Annotated in this window: 19 protein-coding genes; 9 read left to right on the top strand and 10 right to left on the bottom strand. The window is 63.4% G+C overall.

From position 1 onward, the window contains the following. Nucleotides 1-40: 40 nt before the first annotated feature. Complete coding sequence (locus Mgrana_RS03175; RefSeq protein ID WP_119356160.1) at nt 41-661, bottom strand: YceH family protein; 621 nt, start codon at nt 659-661, stop codon at nt 41-43. 65 nt (nt 662-726) lie between these two features. Continuing rightward, entirely contained in the window at nt 727-1,251 is a 525-nt protein-coding gene (locus tag Mgrana_RS03170; protein WP_119356159.1) for a hypothetical protein, read from the bottom strand. Between the two features lie 246 nt (nt 1,252-1,497). Here Mgrana_RS03170 and Mgrana_RS03165 point away from each other — a divergent pair, with 246 nt between their 5' ends. Then, nucleotides 1,498-1,941, top strand: coding sequence for a c-type cytochrome (locus Mgrana_RS03165; RefSeq protein WP_119356158.1), 444 nt, complete (start codon nt 1,498-1,500; stop codon nt 1,939-1,941). Nucleotides 1,942-1,988: 47 nt separating this feature from the next. Here the strand turns inward: Mgrana_RS03165 and Mgrana_RS03160 are convergent, their stop codons facing one another. The 3 genes from Mgrana_RS03160 to Mgrana_RS03150 all read right to left on the bottom strand — a co-directional run bounded on the left by Mgrana_RS03160 (nt 1,989) and on the right by Mgrana_RS03150 (nt 5,487). Then, on the bottom strand, nt 1,989-3,020 hold the full coding sequence (locus Mgrana_RS03160; RefSeq protein WP_119356157.1) for a M42 family metallopeptidase: 1,032 nt from the start codon (nt 3,018-3,020) through the stop codon (nt 1,989-1,991). Nucleotides 3,021-3,065: 45 nt separating this feature from the next. Further along, on the bottom strand, nt 3,066-4,514 hold the full coding sequence (locus tag Mgrana_RS03155) for a molybdopterin-dependent oxidoreductase (protein WP_119356156.1): 1,449 nt from the start codon (nt 4,512-4,514) through the stop codon (nt 3,066-3,068). Between the two features lie 85 nt (nt 4,515-4,599). Further along, nucleotides 4,600-5,487: a histone deacetylase family protein gene (locus Mgrana_RS03150; protein WP_119356155.1), complete on the bottom strand. Its 888-nt coding sequence runs from the start codon at nt 5,485-5,487 to the stop codon at nt 4,600-4,602. 97 nt (nt 5,488-5,584) lie between these two features. Here Mgrana_RS03150 and Mgrana_RS03145 point away from each other — a divergent pair, with 97 nt between their 5' ends. The 3 genes from Mgrana_RS03145 to Mgrana_RS03135 are packed head-to-tail and all read left to right on the top strand — an operon-like array spanning nt 5,585 to nt 7,934. Next, on the top strand, nt 5,585-6,460 hold the full coding sequence (locus tag Mgrana_RS03145; RefSeq protein WP_119356154.1) for an SIS domain-containing protein: 876 nt from the start codon (nt 5,585-5,587) through the stop codon (nt 6,458-6,460). After that, complete coding sequence (locus tag Mgrana_RS03140; RefSeq protein ID WP_119356153.1) at nt 6,461-7,186, top strand: endonuclease V; 726 nt, start codon at nt 6,461-6,463, stop codon at nt 7,184-7,186. A 10-nt stretch (nt 7,187-7,196) separates the two neighbouring features. Further along, the gene (locus Mgrana_RS03135; RefSeq protein ID WP_119356152.1) at nt 7,197-7,934 is read left to right on the top strand and encodes a GGDEF domain-containing protein; all 738 of its coding nucleotides are present in this window, start codon (nt 7,197-7,199) and stop codon (nt 7,932-7,934) included. On the opposite strand, the gene Mgrana_RS03130 is transcribed toward Mgrana_RS03135, so the two are convergent. Then, nucleotides 7,931-8,773: a sulfurtransferase gene (locus Mgrana_RS03130; protein WP_119356151.1), complete on the bottom strand. Its 843-nt coding sequence runs from the start codon at nt 8,771-8,773 to the stop codon at nt 7,931-7,933. The genes Mgrana_RS03135 and Mgrana_RS03130 overlap by 4 nt on opposite strands. Before the next feature lie 47 nt (nt 8,774-8,820). On the opposite strand from Mgrana_RS03130, the gene acuI reads away from it, so the two are divergent. The 3 genes from acuI to Mgrana_RS03115 all read left to right on the top strand — a co-directional run bounded on the left by acuI (nt 8,821) and on the right by Mgrana_RS03115 (nt 10,899). Beyond that, nucleotides 8,821-9,804 carry an acrylyl-CoA reductase (NADPH) gene (gene acuI / locus Mgrana_RS03125; RefSeq protein ID WP_119356150.1) on the top strand — a complete coding sequence of 328 codons (984 nt, stop codon included), beginning with the start codon at nt 8,821-8,823 and terminating at the stop codon, nt 9,802-9,804. Between the two features lie 47 nt (nt 9,805-9,851). Then, entirely contained in the window at nt 9,852-10,517 is a 666-nt protein-coding gene (locus Mgrana_RS03120) for a lysophospholipid acyltransferase family protein (protein WP_119356149.1), read from the top strand. 76 nt (nt 10,518-10,593) lie between these two features. After that, the gene (locus Mgrana_RS03115; protein ID WP_119356148.1) at nt 10,594-10,899 is read left to right on the top strand and encodes an HU family DNA-binding protein; all 306 of its coding nucleotides are present in this window, start codon (nt 10,594-10,596) and stop codon (nt 10,897-10,899) included. Nucleotides 10,900-11,014: 115 nt separating this feature from the next. Here Mgrana_RS03115 and Mgrana_RS03110 read toward each other — a convergent pair whose 3' ends face one another. Both Mgrana_RS03110 and Mgrana_RS03105 read right to left on the bottom strand, forming a co-directional pair. Beyond that, nucleotides 11,015-11,635 (bottom strand): nitroreductase family protein, encoded by a 621-nt coding sequence (locus Mgrana_RS03110; RefSeq protein ID WP_119356147.1) that lies wholly within the window; start codon nt 11,633-11,635, stop codon nt 11,015-11,017. A gap of 220 nt (nt 11,636-11,855) precedes the next feature. Continuing rightward, complete coding sequence (locus Mgrana_RS03105) at nt 11,856-12,575, bottom strand: pseudouridine synthase (RefSeq protein WP_119356146.1); 720 nt, start codon at nt 12,573-12,575, stop codon at nt 11,856-11,858. A 174-nt stretch (nt 12,576-12,749) separates the two neighbouring features. On the opposite strand from Mgrana_RS03105, the gene Mgrana_RS03100 reads away from it, so the two are divergent. Beyond that, nucleotides 12,750-13,403: a GntR family transcriptional regulator gene (locus tag Mgrana_RS03100; RefSeq protein ID WP_119356145.1), complete on the top strand. Its 654-nt coding sequence runs from the start codon at nt 12,750-12,752 to the stop codon at nt 13,401-13,403. A 1-nt stretch (nt 13,404) separates the two neighbouring features. On the opposite strand, the gene Mgrana_RS03095 is transcribed toward Mgrana_RS03100, so the two are convergent. Beyond that, nucleotides 13,405-15,060: a DEAD/DEAH box helicase gene (locus tag Mgrana_RS03095; RefSeq protein ID WP_119356144.1), complete on the bottom strand. Its 1,656-nt coding sequence runs from the start codon at nt 15,058-15,060 to the stop codon at nt 13,405-13,407. Nucleotides 15,061-15,291: 231 nt separating this feature from the next. On the opposite strand from Mgrana_RS03095, the gene Mgrana_RS03090 reads away from it, so the two are divergent. Continuing rightward, a complete protein-coding gene (locus Mgrana_RS03090; protein ID WP_147021186.1) occupies nt 15,292-17,004 on the top strand; it encodes a stalk domain-containing protein in 1,713 nt (570 codons plus the stop codon). 29 nt (nt 17,005-17,033) lie between these two features. Here the strand turns inward: Mgrana_RS03090 and Mgrana_RS03085 are convergent, their stop codons facing one another. Beyond that, a complete protein-coding gene (locus Mgrana_RS03085; RefSeq protein ID WP_119356142.1) occupies nt 17,034-18,245 on the bottom strand; it encodes a molybdopterin molybdotransferase MoeA in 1,212 nt (403 codons plus the stop codon). Nucleotides 18,246-18,455 lie beyond the last annotated feature (210 nt).

Below are 18,455 nucleotides of genomic sequence, written 5' to 3'. Positions count from 1 at the left end.
GGGAACGGACCCTAGGACGAGGGGATACCCTGGCCATACCCTAGAGGCCTAGCGCGCGTTTGAGCTCATCTACGGTGCTCCTCAGCTGGTGAAGCTCGGCCTCGAGGGCTTCCAGCCGGGTCTCGAGCTCACTTTTCTCCTCAGGCCGCACCACCAGGGTGGGGGTCCCCGCGAGCAGGTGGGCGTAGCGGGCTTCGCGCTCCCCGCTCTGGCGCTCGAGGCGGGTCACCAGCGGGTGAGGACCCATCTCCATCAGGGCTTGCAAGAGGGTTTCTACCTGATTGGTGCTGGCAAACTTTTGGTTCATGGACTCGGCTCGAGCCCGTAGCTCGCCCAGGGTTTGGGGCCCGCGCAGCATCAGCAGGGCCAGAAGCACAGTGGCGGGCGGCTCGAGCTTGAACTCTCGATCCAGAAACTGGCGGTATTTGGGCACCCTTGCGCCGTGCTCGCGGAACATCCCCGCCAACCGCTTGCGCTGAAGGGAATCCAGGGCTTCGCGCACCTCCGCTTCGGTGAGGGCGGTTACGGGATTGCGGTTGTTCTTTTGGTTGGCCCCCAGCCGTAGGGCGTTCTCGGTCATGGGGTAATACTCTGGGGTTGCGTACTGCTTCTCGATGAGGGTCCCCAGTACCCGGACTTCGATCTCGTTTAGAAGTTCCACGGGCTTGATTGTAGCAAGGCTTGGGAAAGCCCAAGGGGTGGCCTAGGCCACCCCTTCTGGCCCTGTTACCAATTCCACCAGCCCCGGTCCTGCCGCTCCCAACCGAAGGGTTGCCAGGAGCGCCACTGGGGCGGCAGCGGGTTGCTGGTCCACAGCGAGGGGACGCTGAAGGCTTCTAGCAGGGGGTCTATCCCTACCGGACGATTCATTAGGGCCCGTACCACCTCAGGGCTGGCAGCTTTATAGCGGGCCGCTTCCTCGCTGCTCAGGCGGCGCCGTTGTACGGCTTGATCAATCGCGCGGTTGCGGGCTTCCACCAGGGTGGCCTCGAGCTTACTGCCGTCAGCACCGAGCTCCTTAGCGACATCAGCCAGGGATTTGCTTCCCTGCCCCAGCAGCACCAGCTCCTGCGGGGTGACCCCCAAGAAGCGGGCCGCCTCGAGGTAAAGGTTGTCCTGTAGGCGCAGGGAACTGCGTAGATTGAGCGTGTTGGGGGTGGAAGGGGTGGGGGAAGCTGGGCCGGTGGTTTGGGCTAAAGCCAGCCCTGTGATCAGCGCCGGGATGACCAACATCAAACGGGTATTGGACATATAGACCTCCTAAACCGGTTGATTGTGCCCACAGGGGCACAATTTCAAGCTACCCTGGGCGCTTAGATCTGGATGAAGCTCAGCGCAAGAACATGAGGGGGCTTTGCCCTGGGTGGGACGGAGTTTTTCAACACCTGAAAACCTCGCGGCCATGCCGCTATCTTCCTGGGACAAAGGGCCCTAACCTTACTCCAGGGTGGTATGCGGTATATTAATGGGGCTGGGTCCAGTTTTGAGGGAGGAATCATGAAGAAGCTGATCGTGTTGGGTGTTTTGACCCTAGGCTTGGCGCTTGCCCAGACCTCAGCCGTCTACAATCAGTGTGCGGGCTGCCATCAGAGCAACGGCATGGGCGTGCCGGGGGTTTTCCCGCCTCTGGTGGGTCATGTACCCCAGATCCTGGAGGCCAAGGGGGGGCGTGACTACATCATCCAGCTCCTGCTGTATGGCGTTCAGGGGGAAATTACCTACAAGGGCCAGAAGTACAACGGGGTGATGCCGGCATTTGGTCAGCTCAAGGACGATCAGATCGCAGAGGTGCTCAACCACATCGCCACCCAGTGGGGCAACGACAAGCTGCTACCGGCTGGTTTCAAACCCTTTACCGCCGAGGAAGTCAAGGCCCTGCGGGACAAAAAGCTAACCGCAGCTCAGGTCTACGAACTACGCAAGACCTTGAACCTGAAGTGAGCCAGTGGTCTAGCCGAAGGCCCCTCGAGGGGCCTTTTTGATTGGGCTTAGCGACCGGAGAGGTAGGCGCTTAGGAGCGCTACTGTGGCCTCGAGGTCGCGCAGGTGTACCGCTTCGGTGACGGTGTGGACGTAGCGGGAGGGGATCGAGAGGGTAAGGCTGGGAACCCCGGCCCTGGCCTGTTGGATGGCCCCCGCATCGGTGCCTCCCAGGGGTAGCACTTCCATCTGATGGGGAATCCCCTTTTCTTCCGCCAGAGCCACAAATTCCTGTACCAGCCAGCGCTGGCTGATGGAGGAAGCATCCATCACCTTGATCCCCACACCTTTCCCAGCCTCTGTCACCGCAAGGTGGGGTGGCACTTCAGGGATGTCCACGGCCAGGGTGGTGTCAAGGGCGATCCCGATCTCCGGCTCTACCCCGTAGGCTCCGGTCAGGGCCCCCCGCAGCCCCACTTCCTCTTGGGTGGTGAACACCGCATAGAGGTCATGGCGAATTTTTTTGCCTTTGAGGCGGCGCAGGGCCTCGAGCAGCACGAATACCGCAGCCCGGTCATCCATGGCTTTGCCGGTGAAGAAATCTCCCAAGCGCACGGCTTCCTGCTTCAGGGTGACCGGGTCGCCCACCCGCACCTGCTGGCGCACCTTCTCGGCGGGCAGCCCCAGATCTACGAAGAACTCGGCCATCTCGGGGACCTTCTTGCGTTCCTCGGGGGTGGAGATGTGGATTGGTTTACCCGAGGGGTTCATCAGCCCAGGCAGATCCCCCGAGGCCGCATGCACGGTGACCTGTCGGGCGAAGAGGTTGCGGGTATCGAATCCTCCCGCGCTGTGCACGCGCAAAAAGCCCCGCTCGTCCACATAGCGCACGTAGAATCCAATCTCGTCGAGGTGAGCCGCCACCATCACCCGCAGGCCCGCCCCCTGCTTATGGGCGATTAGGTTGCCCATGGCGTCGGTGCGCACCTCGTCTACCAGGCCCTCGAGCTGGGCCTGCACCAGTTCGCGTACCCGGTCTTCCCAACCGGGAATGCCGGGTGCCTCGGAAAGCCTCTTGAGTAGATCAAGGTTGAGCTTCATGCAGCCAGCATACCCTGAACCCCCGAAGGGGAGCCGTTTTGTCCCTTACACCACCCGCACGCTGATTCGGTGATACCCCGTGGCCCCATCCGGGAGGGGGTCTCGCGGCGTGGGGTCTTGCAGCTTCCCGCCCACCTCCACCGCCCGTACCCATAGGTTGTAGTTGCCCGCGGCAGGCTTCCAGCGAAGGGCCCAGAGCTGCCAGGCATACTTGGACTGAGGGGGCTTGAGTGTGGCCCTCTGCCAGGTTTTGCCGCCATCGGTGGAGACCTCCACGTGTTCTAAGGCCCGTCCGCCCGCGTAGGCGACCCCGGCGATCCAGGTTTCCTCCCCGGCTTTGAGCTGGGCACGGTCGGTGGGGGTGTCAATGCGGCTCATGGTGCGGATGATGGCGTCCCGGCTCCAGCCCCGCTGGGCCCAGTACCCCGGAACCTCGTTGGCCGAGAGGGTGATTTTGGTGAGCCATTTGGGCTGCTTCATCCCGTAGCGTCCGGGCAGCAGCAGCCGGGTGGGGTAGCCGTGTTTGGACTCCAGATCCTCGAGCTTTCCGGTGGCCGGATTCTCGATGGCATAGGCCAGCAGGGCCTCTGGGGGGACCTCGGCGATGGGTATGCTCTCGATGTAGCGATCCGCCGCTTCCCAAACCAGGAACCTGGCCTCGCTCTTGACCCCGGCCCGCTCGAGCAAAGTTTGGAGGGGAACCCCGCGCCACTTGGGGTTGCCGATCAGTGGGCCGCCCACCTCGTTGGAGATGCAGGTCAGCACGCTGACCCGCTCCACCGCCGGAAGGGCCTTGATCTCCTCCAGGTTCAGGCTTAGGGATTTGTCCACCAGACCGCCGATCTCGAGGCGGTAGGCCGGGCCTTGAAGCCTAGGGTCAAGAAACTCGACGTTCTTGGAGACGTAGTAGAGATCTTTCTGCGCGGTCTGCTCTGGGGAGAGCCCGGCGATCTTGCTCCAGATGATCCTGACGGCCTGTTGTGCCTGAGCCCGAAGGCTCAGCCATACCCCCCAACCCAGGCTGAGCACTGCCAGGGTTTTGAGGCTCTCGCGGCGGGCAGAATTGGTGGGTGGGGCGGGCCTCCTGGCCTTGGACCGCACCGCCCAGGCCAAAGTCCCCAGCAGCAGCCCATAGATCGCGGCAGCCCACCAGCCCTCCGAGCTCAAGCCCAGAAGCCAGCCACCAAAAGCTCCATAGAAGAGGAAGGCCATGGTGAGCCCAGCCCAGAACCAGCGCCTCAGCCCAGCCATTAGAAAGGGATGGATGAACAACCACAGCAACGCCGTTCCGATGAAGGCCAGGTTTTTAGCCAGATCGCCAAACCCGAAGAGCTTGTGGATCAGGTTGAACGTTGCGGGAACCCCGAGCCAGTAGGTTATCTGGGCGAAAAGCCCCTCCAGGGGCCACCCCACCCCCAGGCCTCGCAGGGCCAGCCCCACCGCGCCCAGGATGCCCCCTGCCGCTGCGCCCCAAATCCAATCGCCCCATCGCATGAGCACCTCTGGTTTACTGTACGCATCCCATCGGGGATTCAGATAGGTTTAGGGTAATCCTTTCTTCAGCCAAGGGGGTCCCCGGTCACCCCATCTGTAGGGCCAGCCGGTAGGTTTGGGCGTGGCCGCTCACGGTTAGGTTGGGGTCGCGGTTATACCCCCCGCCCATCACCAGGACCAGCGGAACCTGGGCGGTCTGCACCCGCGCAAAGACCTGCTGGTCTCGAGCAGCCAACCCCTCCAGGCTCAGGGCCAGCCGCCCGAAGCGATCCCCAGCCAGAACATCCACCCCGGCGTTGTAAAACACCAGCTCGGGCCGAAAGGCAAAGGCTGTATCCAGGGCGGCCTCGAGGGCACGCAGATACTCGGCATCCCCGGTTTGGTCCTCCAGTCCCACGTCCAGGTCGCTCTGCTCTTTTTTGAGGGGATAGTTGCGCTCGGCATGCAGGGAAAGGGTGAACACCAAAGGGTCGGCCCGGAAGAACACCGCGGTTCCATTGCCCTGGTGCGCATCCAGATCCACGATCAGAACCCGGCCCCTCCAGCCCTCAGCCCGCAGGTTGGCGATGGCAACCGCCACATCGTTGAAGATGCAGTACCCTTCGGCCCGGTCGGGGTAAGCATGGTGGGTTCCCCCCGCCAGGTTCATGCCCAGCCCATTGTGCAGCGCCTCATGGGTGGCGGCCAGCGTCCCACCCGCGGCATGAAGGGCCCGGGTCAGCAGGCTTTGGGTCCAGGGCAGCCCTACCTTGTGGGCCTCCTGGCGGTTCAGGCCCTCGTTCTGGAGCTTGTGCAGGTATTCAGGGGTATGGGCCAGGGTTAGGGCCTCCCAAGCGATGGCCGGGGCCGCGCGCACCTCGAGCTCCCCCTGGAGGGCCTCAGCGACCGCGCGGTACTTGTATTTGGGAAAGGGGTGGTAATCGGGGAGCTGTAGCTCACAATGGGCTGTGGAGTAGGCCTGAAACCGCCGCATTGCCCTTACCCTGCCACACAAAGCCTTCCCGATGTGTGGGTCAGATCAAGAACCCCGGCCCTTCTGGGCGTAGACTGGAGGGCGTAATGGGGGGTAGATGCGCGACCTAGACGCTCAGGAAACCTATCTGGTGGATCGGATGGGGGTGGCCTTTGAGCTGCGCGATCTGGTGGGCAGTGGTCCGACCCCTCAAGGGCCGTATGCTGGGCCGTACGGCGTGGTTGGGCTGGGGGAGGGCTGGTGGGCTGCGCGGCTAGCCCAAGACTGGGCCGCGGAGTTCACCCACAGCGGTACTCAGTTTGTGCTCGAGGGAGGCTATGACCTCGGCGAGGGTGGGTTGTATGCCGCGGCCAGCGGCGCCGAGATCGTACGCCTGGGGTGGCGGGAGCACGTTGAAGTCGAGCTGCTGCCCAGCCCGCTCTCGAGCTACCGCTACCTGCGCTTCTTGTTGCTGGCTACCGGACAGTCCGACCAACTGGCCCGAATAGACGGGGCCCTCCTGGCCGAGCGGGATCGGCTTCGCCCGGAGGTGGGGCTCGACAAGAACCCCGCCAAGTTCCTGGCCTATTCGCTCCTCGAGCGCACCCCCATGTTTGTGGTGCCAAGGCGCTACCCAGGACTGGCCGAGGCCTTGCAGCAGGTTCTGGCCCGCATCGGTAAAAGCCTTTCCTTCACCCCCCCGCCCTCGGCGTTGGAGTTTTTCCTGACCGCGCTCGAGGCCCGGCACGAGCAGGGCGATCCCATTGCAGCGGTGCTGCTGGGCGATGACGAGCGCAAGCGGGTGGCCCAGGAAATCCTGGAAAGCCGAGTGGACACCCTGATCGAACTCCCTGAGCCGGAGGCCGAGGGCACCTTGGCCAAGGCCCTGGCCTACTGGTACCGTTTGGCCTGGACGGCCTATTACCTGGCCTTGTTGTATGGGGTAGAACCGGGGGACTGGGAGGCGCTGGAGCATCTGCGGCAGGCCACCTGAATGAGAGGCCCCTTGCCCCCAGGAGAAATTCCCCAATTCATCCTCCCCAGAGGTACAGGCGAGGCCGCCCAAATTCAGCGCCAGTTGCGGGATAAGGTGGTGCTGCAGGGTAATCCCGCTGGCCTGCGCTTTCTGGCGGCGCTGGACGCCTCGCATCCAACCCGGTTTTCTCGTCAGCAGGGGGCTTCGGTGGCGGCTGCGGTGCTTTGGGACCGCGAAGCCGCTAAGGTAGTGGAGGTGGCTACTGCGGCGGTAGATGCTACCGGACTGTTTCCCTATGTACCGGGGTTTCTCAGCTTTCGCGAGATTCCGGCCTACCTCGAGGCCCTGGCGCGGCTCTCGAGCCCGCCCCAACTGCTGCTGGTGGATGGGCAAGGGGTGGCCCATCCCCGCGGGTTAGGCATCGCCTCGCACCTGGGGGTTCACCTCGACCTCCCTTCGATTGGGGTGGCCAAGCGCCTGCTGTATGGCCATCCTGAAGGCGAGCTGGCGGAGGAGGCGGGCCGCGCCGTGCGGTTGATGGCCAAGGGAGCGCAGATTGGTTGGGTTTACCGCAGCCGGGCTGGGGTTCGGCCGCTTTACATCTCGCCGGGGCACCGGGTGGGGATGCTCGAGAGCCTCGAGCTCATCCGCAGCCTGGTCGGGAGAACCCGACTCCCAGAGCCTTTGCGCCAAGCCCATCTCGAGGCCGGCCAGCTTAGGCGCAGGCTGAACGAGGCCGTATAGTAAGCAGGAAATGCTGCTTGGCCTCCTGAAGCGCTATGGGTATGGCTCCACTCTGGTGGGGCTGGTGCTGGCTTCGGTGTTGCTTTCGGTGCTGATTACCGCTGGGATTAACCTGCTGATCGATGGCCAGGTGGGCCGGACTGGGGTGCTCATCGCCATGGTTGTTGCCGGAAGCGTATCGCTGTTGTTCGGAGGAATTCAGCTTCGTTTGCTGCAGCGTTTGGAGCAGACTCGAGAGGAGCTGCACCGGCTTTCCATCACCGATGAGCTCACCGGAGCCTATAACCGCCGCTACTTTTTAGCCCAGGCCACCCAGGCTTTTGCCCAGGCTCGGGCCCAGGGCGAGCCGTTTGCCCTGGTGCTGTTTGACGCCGACGATTTCAAAAGGGTCAACGACACCTACGGTCATCTGGCCGGGGATCGGGTGCTTCAGCAGGTGGTCAAGGCCGCTCGGAGCAGCTTGCGCAAAGGTGACCTGCTGGCCCGCTGGGGAGGAGAGGAGTTCATCGCGTTGCTGCCGGGAACGGGCCGTGAGGAAGCCCTGAGGGTGGCTCAGCGGCTTCAGGAGGGGATGCTCCAAACCTCCCTGGGGCTCGAGGAATTCCGGATCACCATGAGCTTCGGGGTGGCGGTGTGTCAGCCCAGCATGCGGGATCTCGATGACCTGCTCTCCCAGGCCGATGACGCCCTCTACCGGGCCAAGGCGCAGGGCAAAAACCGCATCGAGATGCGCTCGACCGCGGGCTAGGGCTGATCCCCGGTAGCGACCGGCCTCGAGCCGGAAACCCAGTCGCTCCAAGACCCGGCGTAGAGCTTGGCCGGGCGGCCCGCCAGCTCCAGGGCCAACACGTTGACGCTGGCCGAAACCCCCGAGCCGCAGTAGGCGATGACCTCCCCCTCCAACCCGGCGAAGCGCGCCTGCTGCTCGGCGGGGCTTTTGAAGCGGCCTGAAGGCTGATAGGCCTCGAGCCAGTCGCGGTTGAGGGCCCCAGGGATATGGCCTGCGACGGGGTCTATCGGCTCGATCTCCCCCCGGTAGCGAGCGGGGGCTCGAGAGTCGAGCAAAACGGTTCCCGCAGGGCGATGGGCCACCGCCTCAGCGTCCACCACCCACTCCGGGCGCGGTCTGGGGGTGAACCGGGCTTTAGGGGGGGTGGGGACAGGGGTCTCGAGGGCCCCGCCGGCTTCGTTCCAGGCGGTAATTCCCCCATCTAGAACCGCCACCTTGTCGTGCCCTAGCCAGCGCAACAGCCACCACAGCCGCGGGGCGAACATTCCCCCTGCCGGAGGCTCGTCATAGGCCACCACGAAGGTCTCGTCCCCGATGCCGGCCTGGGCTAGGGTCTGGGCGAGCGCGGCGGGCTCGGGCAGCGGATGGCGGCCCCCTTTGCGATCGGGGCGTACCGGGCCGGAGAGATCGGCCTCGAGATCAAGGTAGACGGCCCCCGGAAGATGCCCGCTCAGGTAGGCCGCGCGTCCAGCCAGAGGATCGCTCAGCGAGAAGCGGCAATCTACCAAGCGCAGCTCGGGGTCGCGGAGGTGCTCCTCCAGCCATCTGACGCTGACCAAGGGGGTTGAAGGGCTCATGAGAGCAGCCTAGCGCAAACTGCCGCCGGGGGATATAGGATTTGGGTATGGCAAGCTTCAAGGCGCTGGTGGTGGAGTCAGGGGATCCGTACCAAGCAGGGATTCGCCAAGTGGAGGAGGAGGAACTGCCCCAGGGGGAGGTGCTGATTGATGTGGCCTATAGCAGCCTCAACTACAAGGACGGCCTGGCCATCACCGGGGCGGGTAAGGTGATCCGCAGCTTCCCGCTGGCTCCGGGGATTGACCTGGCGGGAACCGTGCGGGAATCAGCCTCGCCTCAGTACAGCCCCGGTGATCCGGTGCTGCTCACGGGCTGGGGCACCGGCGAAATCCACTGGGGCGGCCTGAGCCAGCGCAACCGGGTCCGCGCGGAGTGGTTGGTTCCGCTTCCCCAGGGAATTTCCCTATGGCAGGCCATGGCCATCGGTACCGCTGGGTTTACCGCGATGCTATCGGTGATGGCCCTGGAAGAGCACGGGCTCTCGAGGGAACACGAGACCTTGGTGACCGGTGCAGCTGGAGGGGTCGGAAGCCTGGCAGTAGCCCTGCTGGCCCGACTGGGTTACCGGGTGGTGGCCTCGACCGGTCGGGCCCAGGAAGCGGAGTATTTGCGCTCGCTGGGGGCTGGGGAAATCCTCGAGCGGGCTGTGCTTTCGGCCCCAGCTAAGCCGCTCGAGTCCGAGCGGTTTGGGGGAGCGGTGGATACCGTAGGCGGGGCCATCCTAGCCGGGGTGCTGCCTCGCATGGCCCGGGGCGGGAGCGTGGCGGCTTGCGGAAACGCGGGGGGGGCCAGGTTTGAGACCACGGTTTTCCCCTTCATTCTGCGCGGGGTCAATTTGCTGGGCATTGACTCCAACTTTTGCCCTCAGCCCCGCCGGGCCCTGGCCTGGCAGCGGCTGGCCCGTGACCTGCCCCTGAACCTGCTGGACTCCATGACCCAGACCGTGCCGCTCGAGGCCGTGCCTCAGCTCGCACAGCAGATTCTGCAGGGACAGGTGCGCGGACGGGTGGTGGTGGATTTGCAGGCCTAGGGCGATGCTTCATATCCCCGTGGGGCGTTCGGCGTAAACTGTAGGCGATGAACGCAGTATCGGTATATGGCGTCTGCAAAAAACTGGCCTTCCTGCTGCTCAAGGGTTTGTTCGGTTTCAAGGTGGTGGGGGCGGAGAAGGTGCCCCTTCAAGGGCCGGTGATGTTGGCCTCCAACCACCTTTCGTTCATAGACCCGGTGGCGGTAGGGGCCGCTTGTCCTCGCCCGGTGAGCTTTATCGCTCGGGCCGACGTGTTCAAATACCCTGTGCTGTCGTGGCTGCTGCCTCGAGTGCACGCCATCCCGGTCGAGCGTGGAACCAGCGACCTGGGGGCAATTAAGGCCGCAATTCGCGCTTTGCAAAACGGTATGGCCTTTGGCATCTTTCCCGAAGGGCGCCGTAGCCGGACCGGGGTGCTCGAGCCCTTCAAAACAGGGGCCGCGGCGATTGCGCTGCGCACCGGGGCCACGGTCGTTCCGGTGGCAACCATTGGCACCCGGGAAGCCTGGCCGGTCGGGCACTCCCCAAGGTTTTTCCGTTCGGTTACGGTCGTATTTGGAGACCCCATTCCAGTGCCTTCGGGAAAAGCCGATCATCAAGCCCTTAACGAGCTCACCGCCCGGATTGAAGCCGCAGTTATCGCACTTCTGCCCCCTGAATACACCGCAAAGCCCACAGATAAGGGATTCGGTTCAGAGCATAATGGCGGCTAAGCCCGGTCAGGGGCTTGCATTTACGGTCTTGGCTGTGCTAGACTCCGTGCTGAAGGGAAAATAAAGGAGGTAATGAATGGCTGGTAAAGCTGGCGCGAAAAAAACCAAGACCAAAGCCGACTTGATTGACAGCGTTGCCTCGAGCGCGGGGCTGAAGAAAAAGGATGCCAAGGCTGCCGTAGATGCCTTCCTGACCAAGGTCGAGGAGGCCCTCAAGGGGGGCAGCAAGGTGCAGCTCACCGGCTTCGGCACCTTCGAGGTGCGCAGCCGCAAGGCCCGCACCGGTGTGAAGCCCGGCACCACCACCAAGATCAAGATCCCCGCTTCCAAATACCCCGCCTTCAAGCCGGGCAAGGCCCTGAAGGAAACCGTCAAGAAGTAAGACATCTGCCGTGGGCCGCAAGGCCCACGTTGTTGTAGGGTTCATTCCCTTCCAACGGAGGAGGCCATAGCCCCTCCGTTGTCAGTTTTTATGAGGATGGGTTTGAACCTTGAGCTCAGCGCCACTGCACAACGCGGTTGAGGAGATGTCGGTGATGGCTGTATCCTTCCTCGGCGGCAACGCCTGTAGGTAGCAGGGCCGCTATGGCAACGTGTTCAGGCAGCCCGAGCAGCTCCTTGACCTTGGTCGGATTGAACCCACCGATCGGATTGGAGTCATACCCATAGGCCTTGAGCAGCAGCATGAGGTATCCCAGCAAAATATAGACTTGCCCAGCCCCCCAAGCCTCGCGCTCTTGGCTGCTGCGCGAAGCCCACAAGATACGGGCGCGCTCGGCTCGAGCCGCGACCTCCTCAGGGGTGAAGTTGGGGTGGAAGACCTCCTCAACATGATCTAGGGTGTCTTTCATGTCGCTGTAGAGAACTAGCACGGCTGGGGCAGCGCTCACCTGAGATTGATTGTGAGCGGCTTCGCGCAGCCGCTCCTTGAGTTCGGGATCCTGCACCACCACGATGCGCCAGGGCTGGAGGTTGTTGGCGCTGGGGGCTTTAAGGGCCAACGAAAGGATTTCCTCGAGCTTCTCACGGGGGATTGGATCGGATTTGTACTGGCGAATGCTGCGACGGCTCTCAGCGGCTTCTTTGACGTTTAGGATGCGTTCGGCAAGAGCATTCATACTCGAGCCAGTCTAGGCCTTCAAAGCTGCTCCGCTGTAGCTCAGTATACATTTTATAGTACAATAACTTGAATAGTTACCATTATTGAGATTGGGGGGGGCCATTCACCCAGGTATTTGTGGGGATCGCTCTATAGCGGCGGACTGGTCTTAATCCGAGCCGATGACCCGTGCCCACCCCCCTGTCGGTGCTCACAGTGCCCTTTGCCTAATGGATAGACTAGGGCACCGCTAAGTCCACTGCCGCATAAAGCTGCTCTAGCTCCTCGAGGCTTAGCGGCCTCGAGGCTCCGGGCGGGAGATCTGGGGGTAGCTCGAGCGGCCCGAAGGCGACCCGCCGCAGGTAGGTAACCCGATTGCCGCGAGCAGCAAACATCCGCTTGACCTGATGAAACCGGCCCTCGTGCAGGGTCAGCTCTACCTGCTGGGGATTGGGAAGGAGATGGAGTTCCGCCGGGCGCAGGAACTCGCCCTCGAGCTCGAGACCCTCGGTAAACACCGCGACATCCTCGGGGGTGGCGGGTTGCTCGAGCTCCACATAGTAGCGCTTGCTGACCTTCCAGCGGGGGTGGGTGAGGCGATGGGTCAGTTCGCCGTAGGTGGTGAGCAGCAAAAGCCCCTCGGTGTCTTTATCCAGCCGGCCCACCGGCATCCAGTCGTTGCGGGGAGGCTGTAGCAAGGCGGTGACGGGCTGGCCATCGCGGTCTTTGGTGGAGGTCACATAGCCCGCGGGTTTGTGGAGCAGGACGTGAAAGAAGGATTGGTAGAGCAGAGGCCTGCCCTCGAGCTCGATGCGGGTTTGGCTGGGGTCAAACTTATGTGCGGCGTCCCGCACCACTGCGCCGTTGAGGGTGATGAGCCCGGCTCGAGCCCAGCGAGCCACCTCCTTGCGGCTGCCCACCCCCAGGTGGGCCAGTACTTTGTCCAGACGCTCTTTCATGCCTCCCCAGCTTTCTGTATAGGCTTGGTGTACGGCGAGGGTTAAATAAAAAACCCCGGAACTTCCCGGGCTGATAAAAACAATATACCGCACTATGCGGTATGCGTCAAGGCCATGCAGGGCTGCGGGTTCATCCCTTGTATCGAGGGGGGCACTGGTATACCATGACCGGCGATGCTGGCTCCACAGACCGATGAAGCCTACCGCCGCTTGCGGCGTCTGATCCTCTCGCTCGAGCTGCGCCCCGGAGAGGCCCTGGTGGAGCGCAAGCTCGAGGAACGCTTGCAGGTTTCGCGCACTCCCATTCGGGCGGCCATGCAGCGGCTCGCCCGTGAAGGGCTGATTCACCGCACCGGACGGGTCTACAGCGTGGCTCCGGTGAACCTGACTGAGCTGGAGGAAGCCTTTGCCTTTCGCCGCATGCTGGAAACCCAGGCGGTGCAGATGGCGGCTGCCCGCAGGCCCGACACCCGCGAGCTGAACGAGATCCTTTCCGCCCTAGAGCGGCGCCTCGAGCCCGAGCTCGAGCTCGAGAAAGCCACCGATTTTCATCTGGCCCTGGCCCGACTCTCGGGGAACCGTTTTTTGGTTGCGGCCCTGGCCGATGTGCTGGGGCGCATCTACCGGGCTCGCTTTCTGGAGATCACCCGCGAGCATGGGGTGCAACAGGCCCAGAGCGACCACGCCCGCTTGGTGGAACTGGTACAGCAGGGCCGGGGAGATGAAGCCGCCCGCCTGATTGAAGAGCACCTAGGGCGCTCGAGGGAGCGGCTGCTACAGGGCCTGGAAGGCTCGTCGCTGGGGCGGGTACTGCTGGCCAAACCCTGATCTAGCGGTACACGACCCGCCGGCGTGTGCCGGTCTCAGGGGAGGATTCCCGCTTATGCCAATCCCCCCGCTCTGGCTGCTCTCCCCCTCGAGGCGCGCGCGGGCGTTGGCCCCGGTTCGAGCGGGGATTCCCTGGGGTTTGGGCCTCGGCGGGAACGTCGTTGGCCCGGGAGAGCCGCATGCCCTCAATATGGGCCTCCAAGAGGCGCTCGAGCTCTTGGGGGCGTACGTCCACATAGGCCGCGGTGTCCCCCTCGAGGCGAATCCGGCCCAGATCGCCCGCCCCTACCCCTTTGAGCAGGGCCACCGCCCGGTTGACGCTCAAACGGCTGCCGGAGAGCTTTAGGGTGACCCAGCCCTCTTCCCCGGTGATCAGGCTTTTGGGGGTGGGGGCTCCGCCCAGGATCAGGGCCAGCATCCCGGCAATGGCCTCCACCCCGTCCTCGGCCAGCAGCCGTGAGGCGTACTCGCGCCAGAGGTTGCGATCCGCGGTGGGCTGGTTGGCCAGACGACGGGTCAGGCCGTTCCAGCGGGCCTCCATCACCTCCTCAGGGGTCGGTGGGTTGATTCGGCGGAATGAGCGCCGAATTTCGCGCTCGAGGACTTCTAAATCGCGCCGCTCCCGGGGGCCATACAGCAAGACCACCCGCCCCGAGCGTCCGGCCCGCCCCGTACGGCCCGAGCGGTGTAGATAGGCTTCGTTCTGATCGGGAAGGCGGTAATGCACCACCAGATCCACCTCAGGGATGTCAATTCCCCGGGCCGCCACATCGGTGGCGACCAGCACACTGGTCGTGCCCCGGCGGAACCCATCCATCACCCGCTCGCGGTCGAGCTGTCCCAAGTCGCCGTGGATGGGGGCCGCGCTGTGGCCCCTGGCCTCGAGGCCCAGGGCCAGCTCGTTGGCCTCGGCTTTGGTGTTGGTGAAAACGATGGTGCGCTCAGGGCCATACGCGTAGAGCAGATCGGAAAGGGTAGAGAGGCGGCTCTGTAGCGGGGCTTGCAGGGCCAGTTCCTCATAGGAGATGGCCTCGTCCTTGACCACATTGACATGGGTGTGGTTGCGCTGAAAGCGCTCGGAGAGCCGCTTGGCCCAGGCCGGTACCGTGGCCGAGAAGAGAAGGGTTTGGCGGGTGGGAGGGGTGGCCTCCAGGAGCTGCTCCACGTCCTCCTCGAAGCCCATCGAGAGCATCTCGTCGGCCTCGTCGAGCACCGCGATCTCGATGGACTCGAGGCGCAGAATGCCCTGCTCGAGATAGTCAATGGCCCGCCCCGGCGTGGCCACCACGATGTCGGTGCCCCGCTTGAGGGCCTCGGCCTGGCGACCATACCCGGTACCGCCATAGATTGGGGTGACGCTCAGGTGAGGGGCCAGCCACCCGAGTTCCTTGGCCACCTGTAGGGCCAGCTCGCGGGTGGGGGTTAGGATAAAGGCCCGGGGGGCCCGGCCCCGCTCCCGGCTGGGCTCTAGGCGATTGGCGATGGGCAGCCCGAAGGCCAGGGTCTTGCCGGTGCCGGTCCGGGCCTGACCCAACACATCGCGCCCCTCGAGGGCGATGGGGATCGCGGCGGCCTGGATGGGCGTGGCGGTGGTAAAGCCTTTGGCCTCGAGGGCCTGACGCACCTCGGGCCGCAGTGAAAATGCGGTAAATTCCATTTTTACAGTCCTTTCTGGGTTCAACCGCTCATCCCAGAAAGAACGTTGCGTCCTGACCTGTCCGATGGGGATGTAGGGTTGGGAACCAGTGCTGTGGGATTTGGGCTGCCTGGCCTTTAGGGCAAGAGCCGCCGCACAACCTTAGCAGTATGAGGGCAAACGGAGTAAAGGTCAAGGGTGAGACCGATGGGCCTGGCATTTGGAGCGGGTTTTGCTATCCTGAGCCTCGAGATGGAGCCTCGCCCGATCGCAATTTTCCTGTTTATCGCGATGTTTTTGAGCTTTGCTCAACCCCTGGCTACCCAGCAGCTGATCGTGGACTTGGAAGGGGGGGTGAGCTATCTCAATGGGGCCCCGGTGAGCCTTAATCCCGCCCCACGGGCGCAAAATGGCCGATCTTTGCTGCCCTTGCGAGAGACCGCGCGGGTGCTGGGGCTGCCCCTCGAGGCCTCCAACGGCGGGTTGCGCCTAGGGACGCTCGAGCTGTACCCAAACCTCAAGCTGGCCCGGCTCAATGGGGCTCAGGTGGATTTCTCAGAGATCGGGGTGATCCAAAACGACACCCTTTTTGTCTTCGCCCGTACCCTCGAGACCGCTCTGGGGCTCAATGCCGTTTATGACCCGCTGCAGCGCCTCCTCATCCTGACCTATATCCCTGGGGTGAACGCTAAGGACACCACCCGTCCGGTAGCCCGCTTCAGCACCGACAAAAAGGAATACCGCATCGGGGAGCCGGTGCAGATCATCGAGTACTCCTACGACCCGGATGGCCAGCCCATCGCCCTGAGCTTTACCGGACGCGAAGAGGCCTACTTCACCCCTGGTCCCAAGCTCATCACCCTGGTGGTGACCAACCGCCTGGGCAAGTCCAGCGAACCCTATAGCCTGCAGATCAACGTCCTGCCCGAGGTGATGAACACCCCACGGGATTACGCCCTCAAGTATGCCCCGCTGGGCCGTTCTTTTCTCGACCCGATCAACTCGAGCTACCCCGTTCTGACCCCGGAGCGCACCGATACCCCCACCCCTCTGCTGTTTTCGGACTCCCCCGAGAATGTCAGCCAGTCGGGGGTGCTCTATGCCGATGTGGTGAGCGGCCCGGCCAGGGTACTGGCTTACCACGTCAACGTCATGCCAATCCCGGCTCGGTTGGTGCTCCTGGCCACCAATCTGGAGGGGGTGCCGGTCAATGTGGCGGTGAGCCGGTTGGGGGCGACCTCAGCCACCCGGGTGGTGGCGGTGTTGGGGCAGGTTAGCTTGATGGATTTTTGGAATGCCGCCGGCCAGGGGCAGCTCACCCTCCAGCCCGGCCAGACTGCGATGCTCTATGTCTCGAGCCCGCTGCTCAGCGGTCAGGGGCTCAACCTGATGGCCGACCTGATGACCACCGGACGGGTCAATTGGACGCTGGCGATGCTCGAGGAGGGGTTGTTCTCGCCCAGCACCAGTGTGAATCCCCAGGGCCTGAGCGCCCTGCTGACCAACCTGCCCAACCTAGAGCCAGACGGCATCCATGTTCGGGGCACCTTCCCTGGAGCAGTGCGCAACCTAAGGGTGCGCTTGGAGGGCCCGGTAGGGCGGTTGGTGTTAGGGGACGGGAACGCCGATCCCTTTATCACCGGGGTGGATGCGCTGACCGGTGCTCCCAGCGTGCTCAAGGGCAACTATGGGGTAACCTACACCATTGCGCTGGAGAATGCGCTCGGTGTAGCGGGGGCTTTCGTGCCGAGGGGGGGGCTGTACTCGGGGGCCATCCGCGTGAACGGAACCCTGACCCCAGTTCCTGAGAGTGGGGTGCTGTACCGCCCGGATAGCCCGATGCTGCTGTTTCGGGCCTCTGAGAGCGACCAGGTGAATTTGGAGTTTATCCCGGCTTCTGGCTCCTTTTTGCCAGTCAATTTGCTGTTTTACCGGCTCAGTCCAGAGAATGTGGCCAAACGCTGAGCCTCGTGGGGGAGCGCCCCAAAGCGGGTCTAATTGGGCAGGAGGACGACCTCTACCGCATCACCAGCGGAGGCCGAAACCCCGGCGGGGAGCACCACCAGGGCGTTGCCCTCGACCATCGAGCGCAGCACGCCGCTGGACTGATTTCCGGTGCTCGAGACGTGGTAGTGCCCATTTTTCCAGCTAAGAATTCCCCGGCGGTAGGCTTGCTTGGTGGGGTTGGCGGCAAATGGGGTATCGGCGATGGCCTTACGGGTGCTCAGGGGCGGGTCGGTGCGGGAGAGCAGTTTGAAGAGGAAGGGCCTTCCAAACAGCAAAAAAATCACCATAGCGGAGACCGGGTTCCCTGGGAGTCCCATCAAGGGCATACCTCCCCAGCGGGCAAAGAGGAAGGGGCCTCCAGGTTGGATTTTAACCTTCCAGAACAGGATCTCCCCCTCACGCTCGAGCATTTGCCGCACGATGTCGTGTTCCCCCATAGAGACCCCGCCTGCGGTGAGCAGCAGCTCGAGTTGGCCCGCCCGCAGCAGCTGGCCCCGCAGCCCGTCTATGCTGTCGGAGACCTTACCCAGCAGCACCGGCTCGCCCCCAGCGTCCTGTACCAACCCGGCCAAGGCATAGCTGTTGGAGTTGTACACCCCGCCATAGGGTAGGGTCTGGCCGGGCTCTACCACCTCGTCGCCGGTAGCCAAGATCCCGACTCGAGGCCGCACCAGTACGGGAACTTCCGGATAACCCATTGCGGCGGCCAAACCCACCCGCCCTGCGGTAAGCACCTCCCCCCGACGCAGATAGGTTTGGCCAGCCCGCAGGTCATCGCCTTTGTGTCGAATCTCGCTGTTTCCAGCGGGACGCATTAGCCAGACGTATTCCCCTTCGCGTAGGGTGTCCTCCACCCGGACGATGGAGTCCGCACCTTTAGGAATGGGGGCTCCTGTAAAGATCTGCACGGCTTCCCCCGCTCCCAACGTTCCCTGAAACGGTTTCCCTGCCGGGGAAGAGCCCACCACCCGCAGCTTGACTGGACTGCCCACGGCGGCTGAACGCGCGTCCGCCTCCCGGCAGGCGTAGCCATCTAGGGAGGAATCGTCGTCATCGGGATGGTTGACTTTAGAGAGCAGATCAGCGCCCAGAACGCGCCCAAAGGCGGAGGGCAGCGGGACTTGCTCGAGGGCCTCGAGGGGAGAGGCGTGCTCGAGCAGGGTCTTTAATGCATCTTCAACGCCGATGTTCTGCCTCATAGTGCATCCATCGTACTTCCCTTTGGGAGGGGCTGACGACCCTAATATATGCCAAGGCTCTTGACAGTCTGAAGATGATTTTATATCCTTCTCGTTGCGCTCCCGAGAGGGAAAGCGCGAGGAACATGACAAGTAGGGAGTAGAGGGAGAGATTTTGATCTACGTTTTTTGGTTTGAATAGGGCCAAGGGACGTAGAGATAGAATGGGCC

This window comes from Meiothermus granaticius NBRC 107808, from assembly GCF_003574355.1.
Lineage (GTDB): Bacteria > Deinococcota > Deinococci > Deinococcales > Thermaceae > Meiothermus > Meiothermus granaticius.
The sequence above is the reverse complement of the archived record's forward strand: the minus strand, read 5'-3'. Positions and strand labels throughout refer to the sequence as shown.

Bases quoted from the DNA above. Each gene is read 5' to 3' on its own strand.
- Mgrana_RS03150 (WP_119356155.1), bottom strand. From the start codon at position 5,487: ATGCGGCGGTTTCAGGCCTACTCCACAGCCCATTGTGAGCTACAGCTC.
- Mgrana_RS03105 (WP_119356146.1), bottom strand. From the start codon at position 12,575: ATGAAAGAGCGTCTGGACAAAGTACTGGCCCACCTGGGGGTGGGCAGC.
- Mgrana_RS03140 (WP_119356153.1), top strand. From the start codon at position 6,461: ATGAGAGGCCCCTTGCCCCCAGGAGAAATTCCCCAATTCATCCTCCCC.
- Mgrana_RS03165 (WP_119356158.1), top strand. From the start codon at position 1,498: ATGAAGAAGCTGATCGTGTTGGGTGTTTTGACCCTAGGCTTGGCGCTT.
- Mgrana_RS03090 (WP_147021186.1), top strand. From the start codon at position 15,292: ATGGAGCCTCGCCCGATCGCAATTTTCCTGTTTATCGCGATGTTTTTG.
- Mgrana_RS03170 (WP_119356159.1), bottom strand. From the start codon at position 1,251: ATGTCCAATACCCGTTTGATGTTGGTCATCCCGGCGCTGATCACAGGG.
- Mgrana_RS03100 (WP_119356145.1), top strand. From the start codon at position 12,750: ATGCTGGCTCCACAGACCGATGAAGCCTACCGCCGCTTGCGGCGTCTG.
- Mgrana_RS03145 (WP_119356154.1), top strand. From the start codon at position 5,585: ATGCGCGACCTAGACGCTCAGGAAACCTATCTGGTGGATCGGATGGGG.
- Mgrana_RS03110 (WP_119356147.1), bottom strand. From the start codon at position 11,635: ATGAATGCTCTTGCCGAACGCATCCTAAACGTCAAAGAAGCCGCTGAG.
- Mgrana_RS03120 (WP_119356149.1), top strand. From the start codon at position 9,852: ATGAACGCAGTATCGGTATATGGCGTCTGCAAAAAACTGGCCTTCCTG.
- Mgrana_RS03130 (WP_119356151.1), bottom strand. From the start codon at position 8,773: ATGAGCCCTTCAACCCCCTTGGTCAGCGTCAGATGGCTGGAGGAGCAC.
- Mgrana_RS03135 (WP_119356152.1), top strand. From the start codon at position 7,197: ATGCTGCTTGGCCTCCTGAAGCGCTATGGGTATGGCTCCACTCTGGTG.
- Mgrana_RS03160 (WP_119356157.1), bottom strand. From the start codon at position 3,020: ATGAAGCTCAACCTTGATCTACTCAAGAGGCTTTCCGAGGCACCCGGC.
- acuI (WP_119356150.1), top strand. From the start codon at position 8,821: ATGGCAAGCTTCAAGGCGCTGGTGGTGGAGTCAGGGGATCCGTACCAA.
- Mgrana_RS03155 (WP_119356156.1), bottom strand. From the start codon at position 4,514: ATGCGATGGGGCGATTGGATTTGGGGCGCAGCGGCAGGGGGCATCCTG.
- Mgrana_RS03115 (WP_119356148.1), top strand. From the start codon at position 10,594: ATGGCTGGTAAAGCTGGCGCGAAAAAAACCAAGACCAAAGCCGACTTG.
- Mgrana_RS03095 (WP_119356144.1), bottom strand. From the start codon at position 15,060: ATGGAATTTACCGCATTTTCACTGCGGCCCGAGGTGCGTCAGGCCCTC.
- Mgrana_RS03085 (WP_119356142.1), bottom strand. From the start codon at position 18,245: ATGAGGCAGAACATCGGCGTTGAAGATGCATTAAAGACCCTGCTCGAG.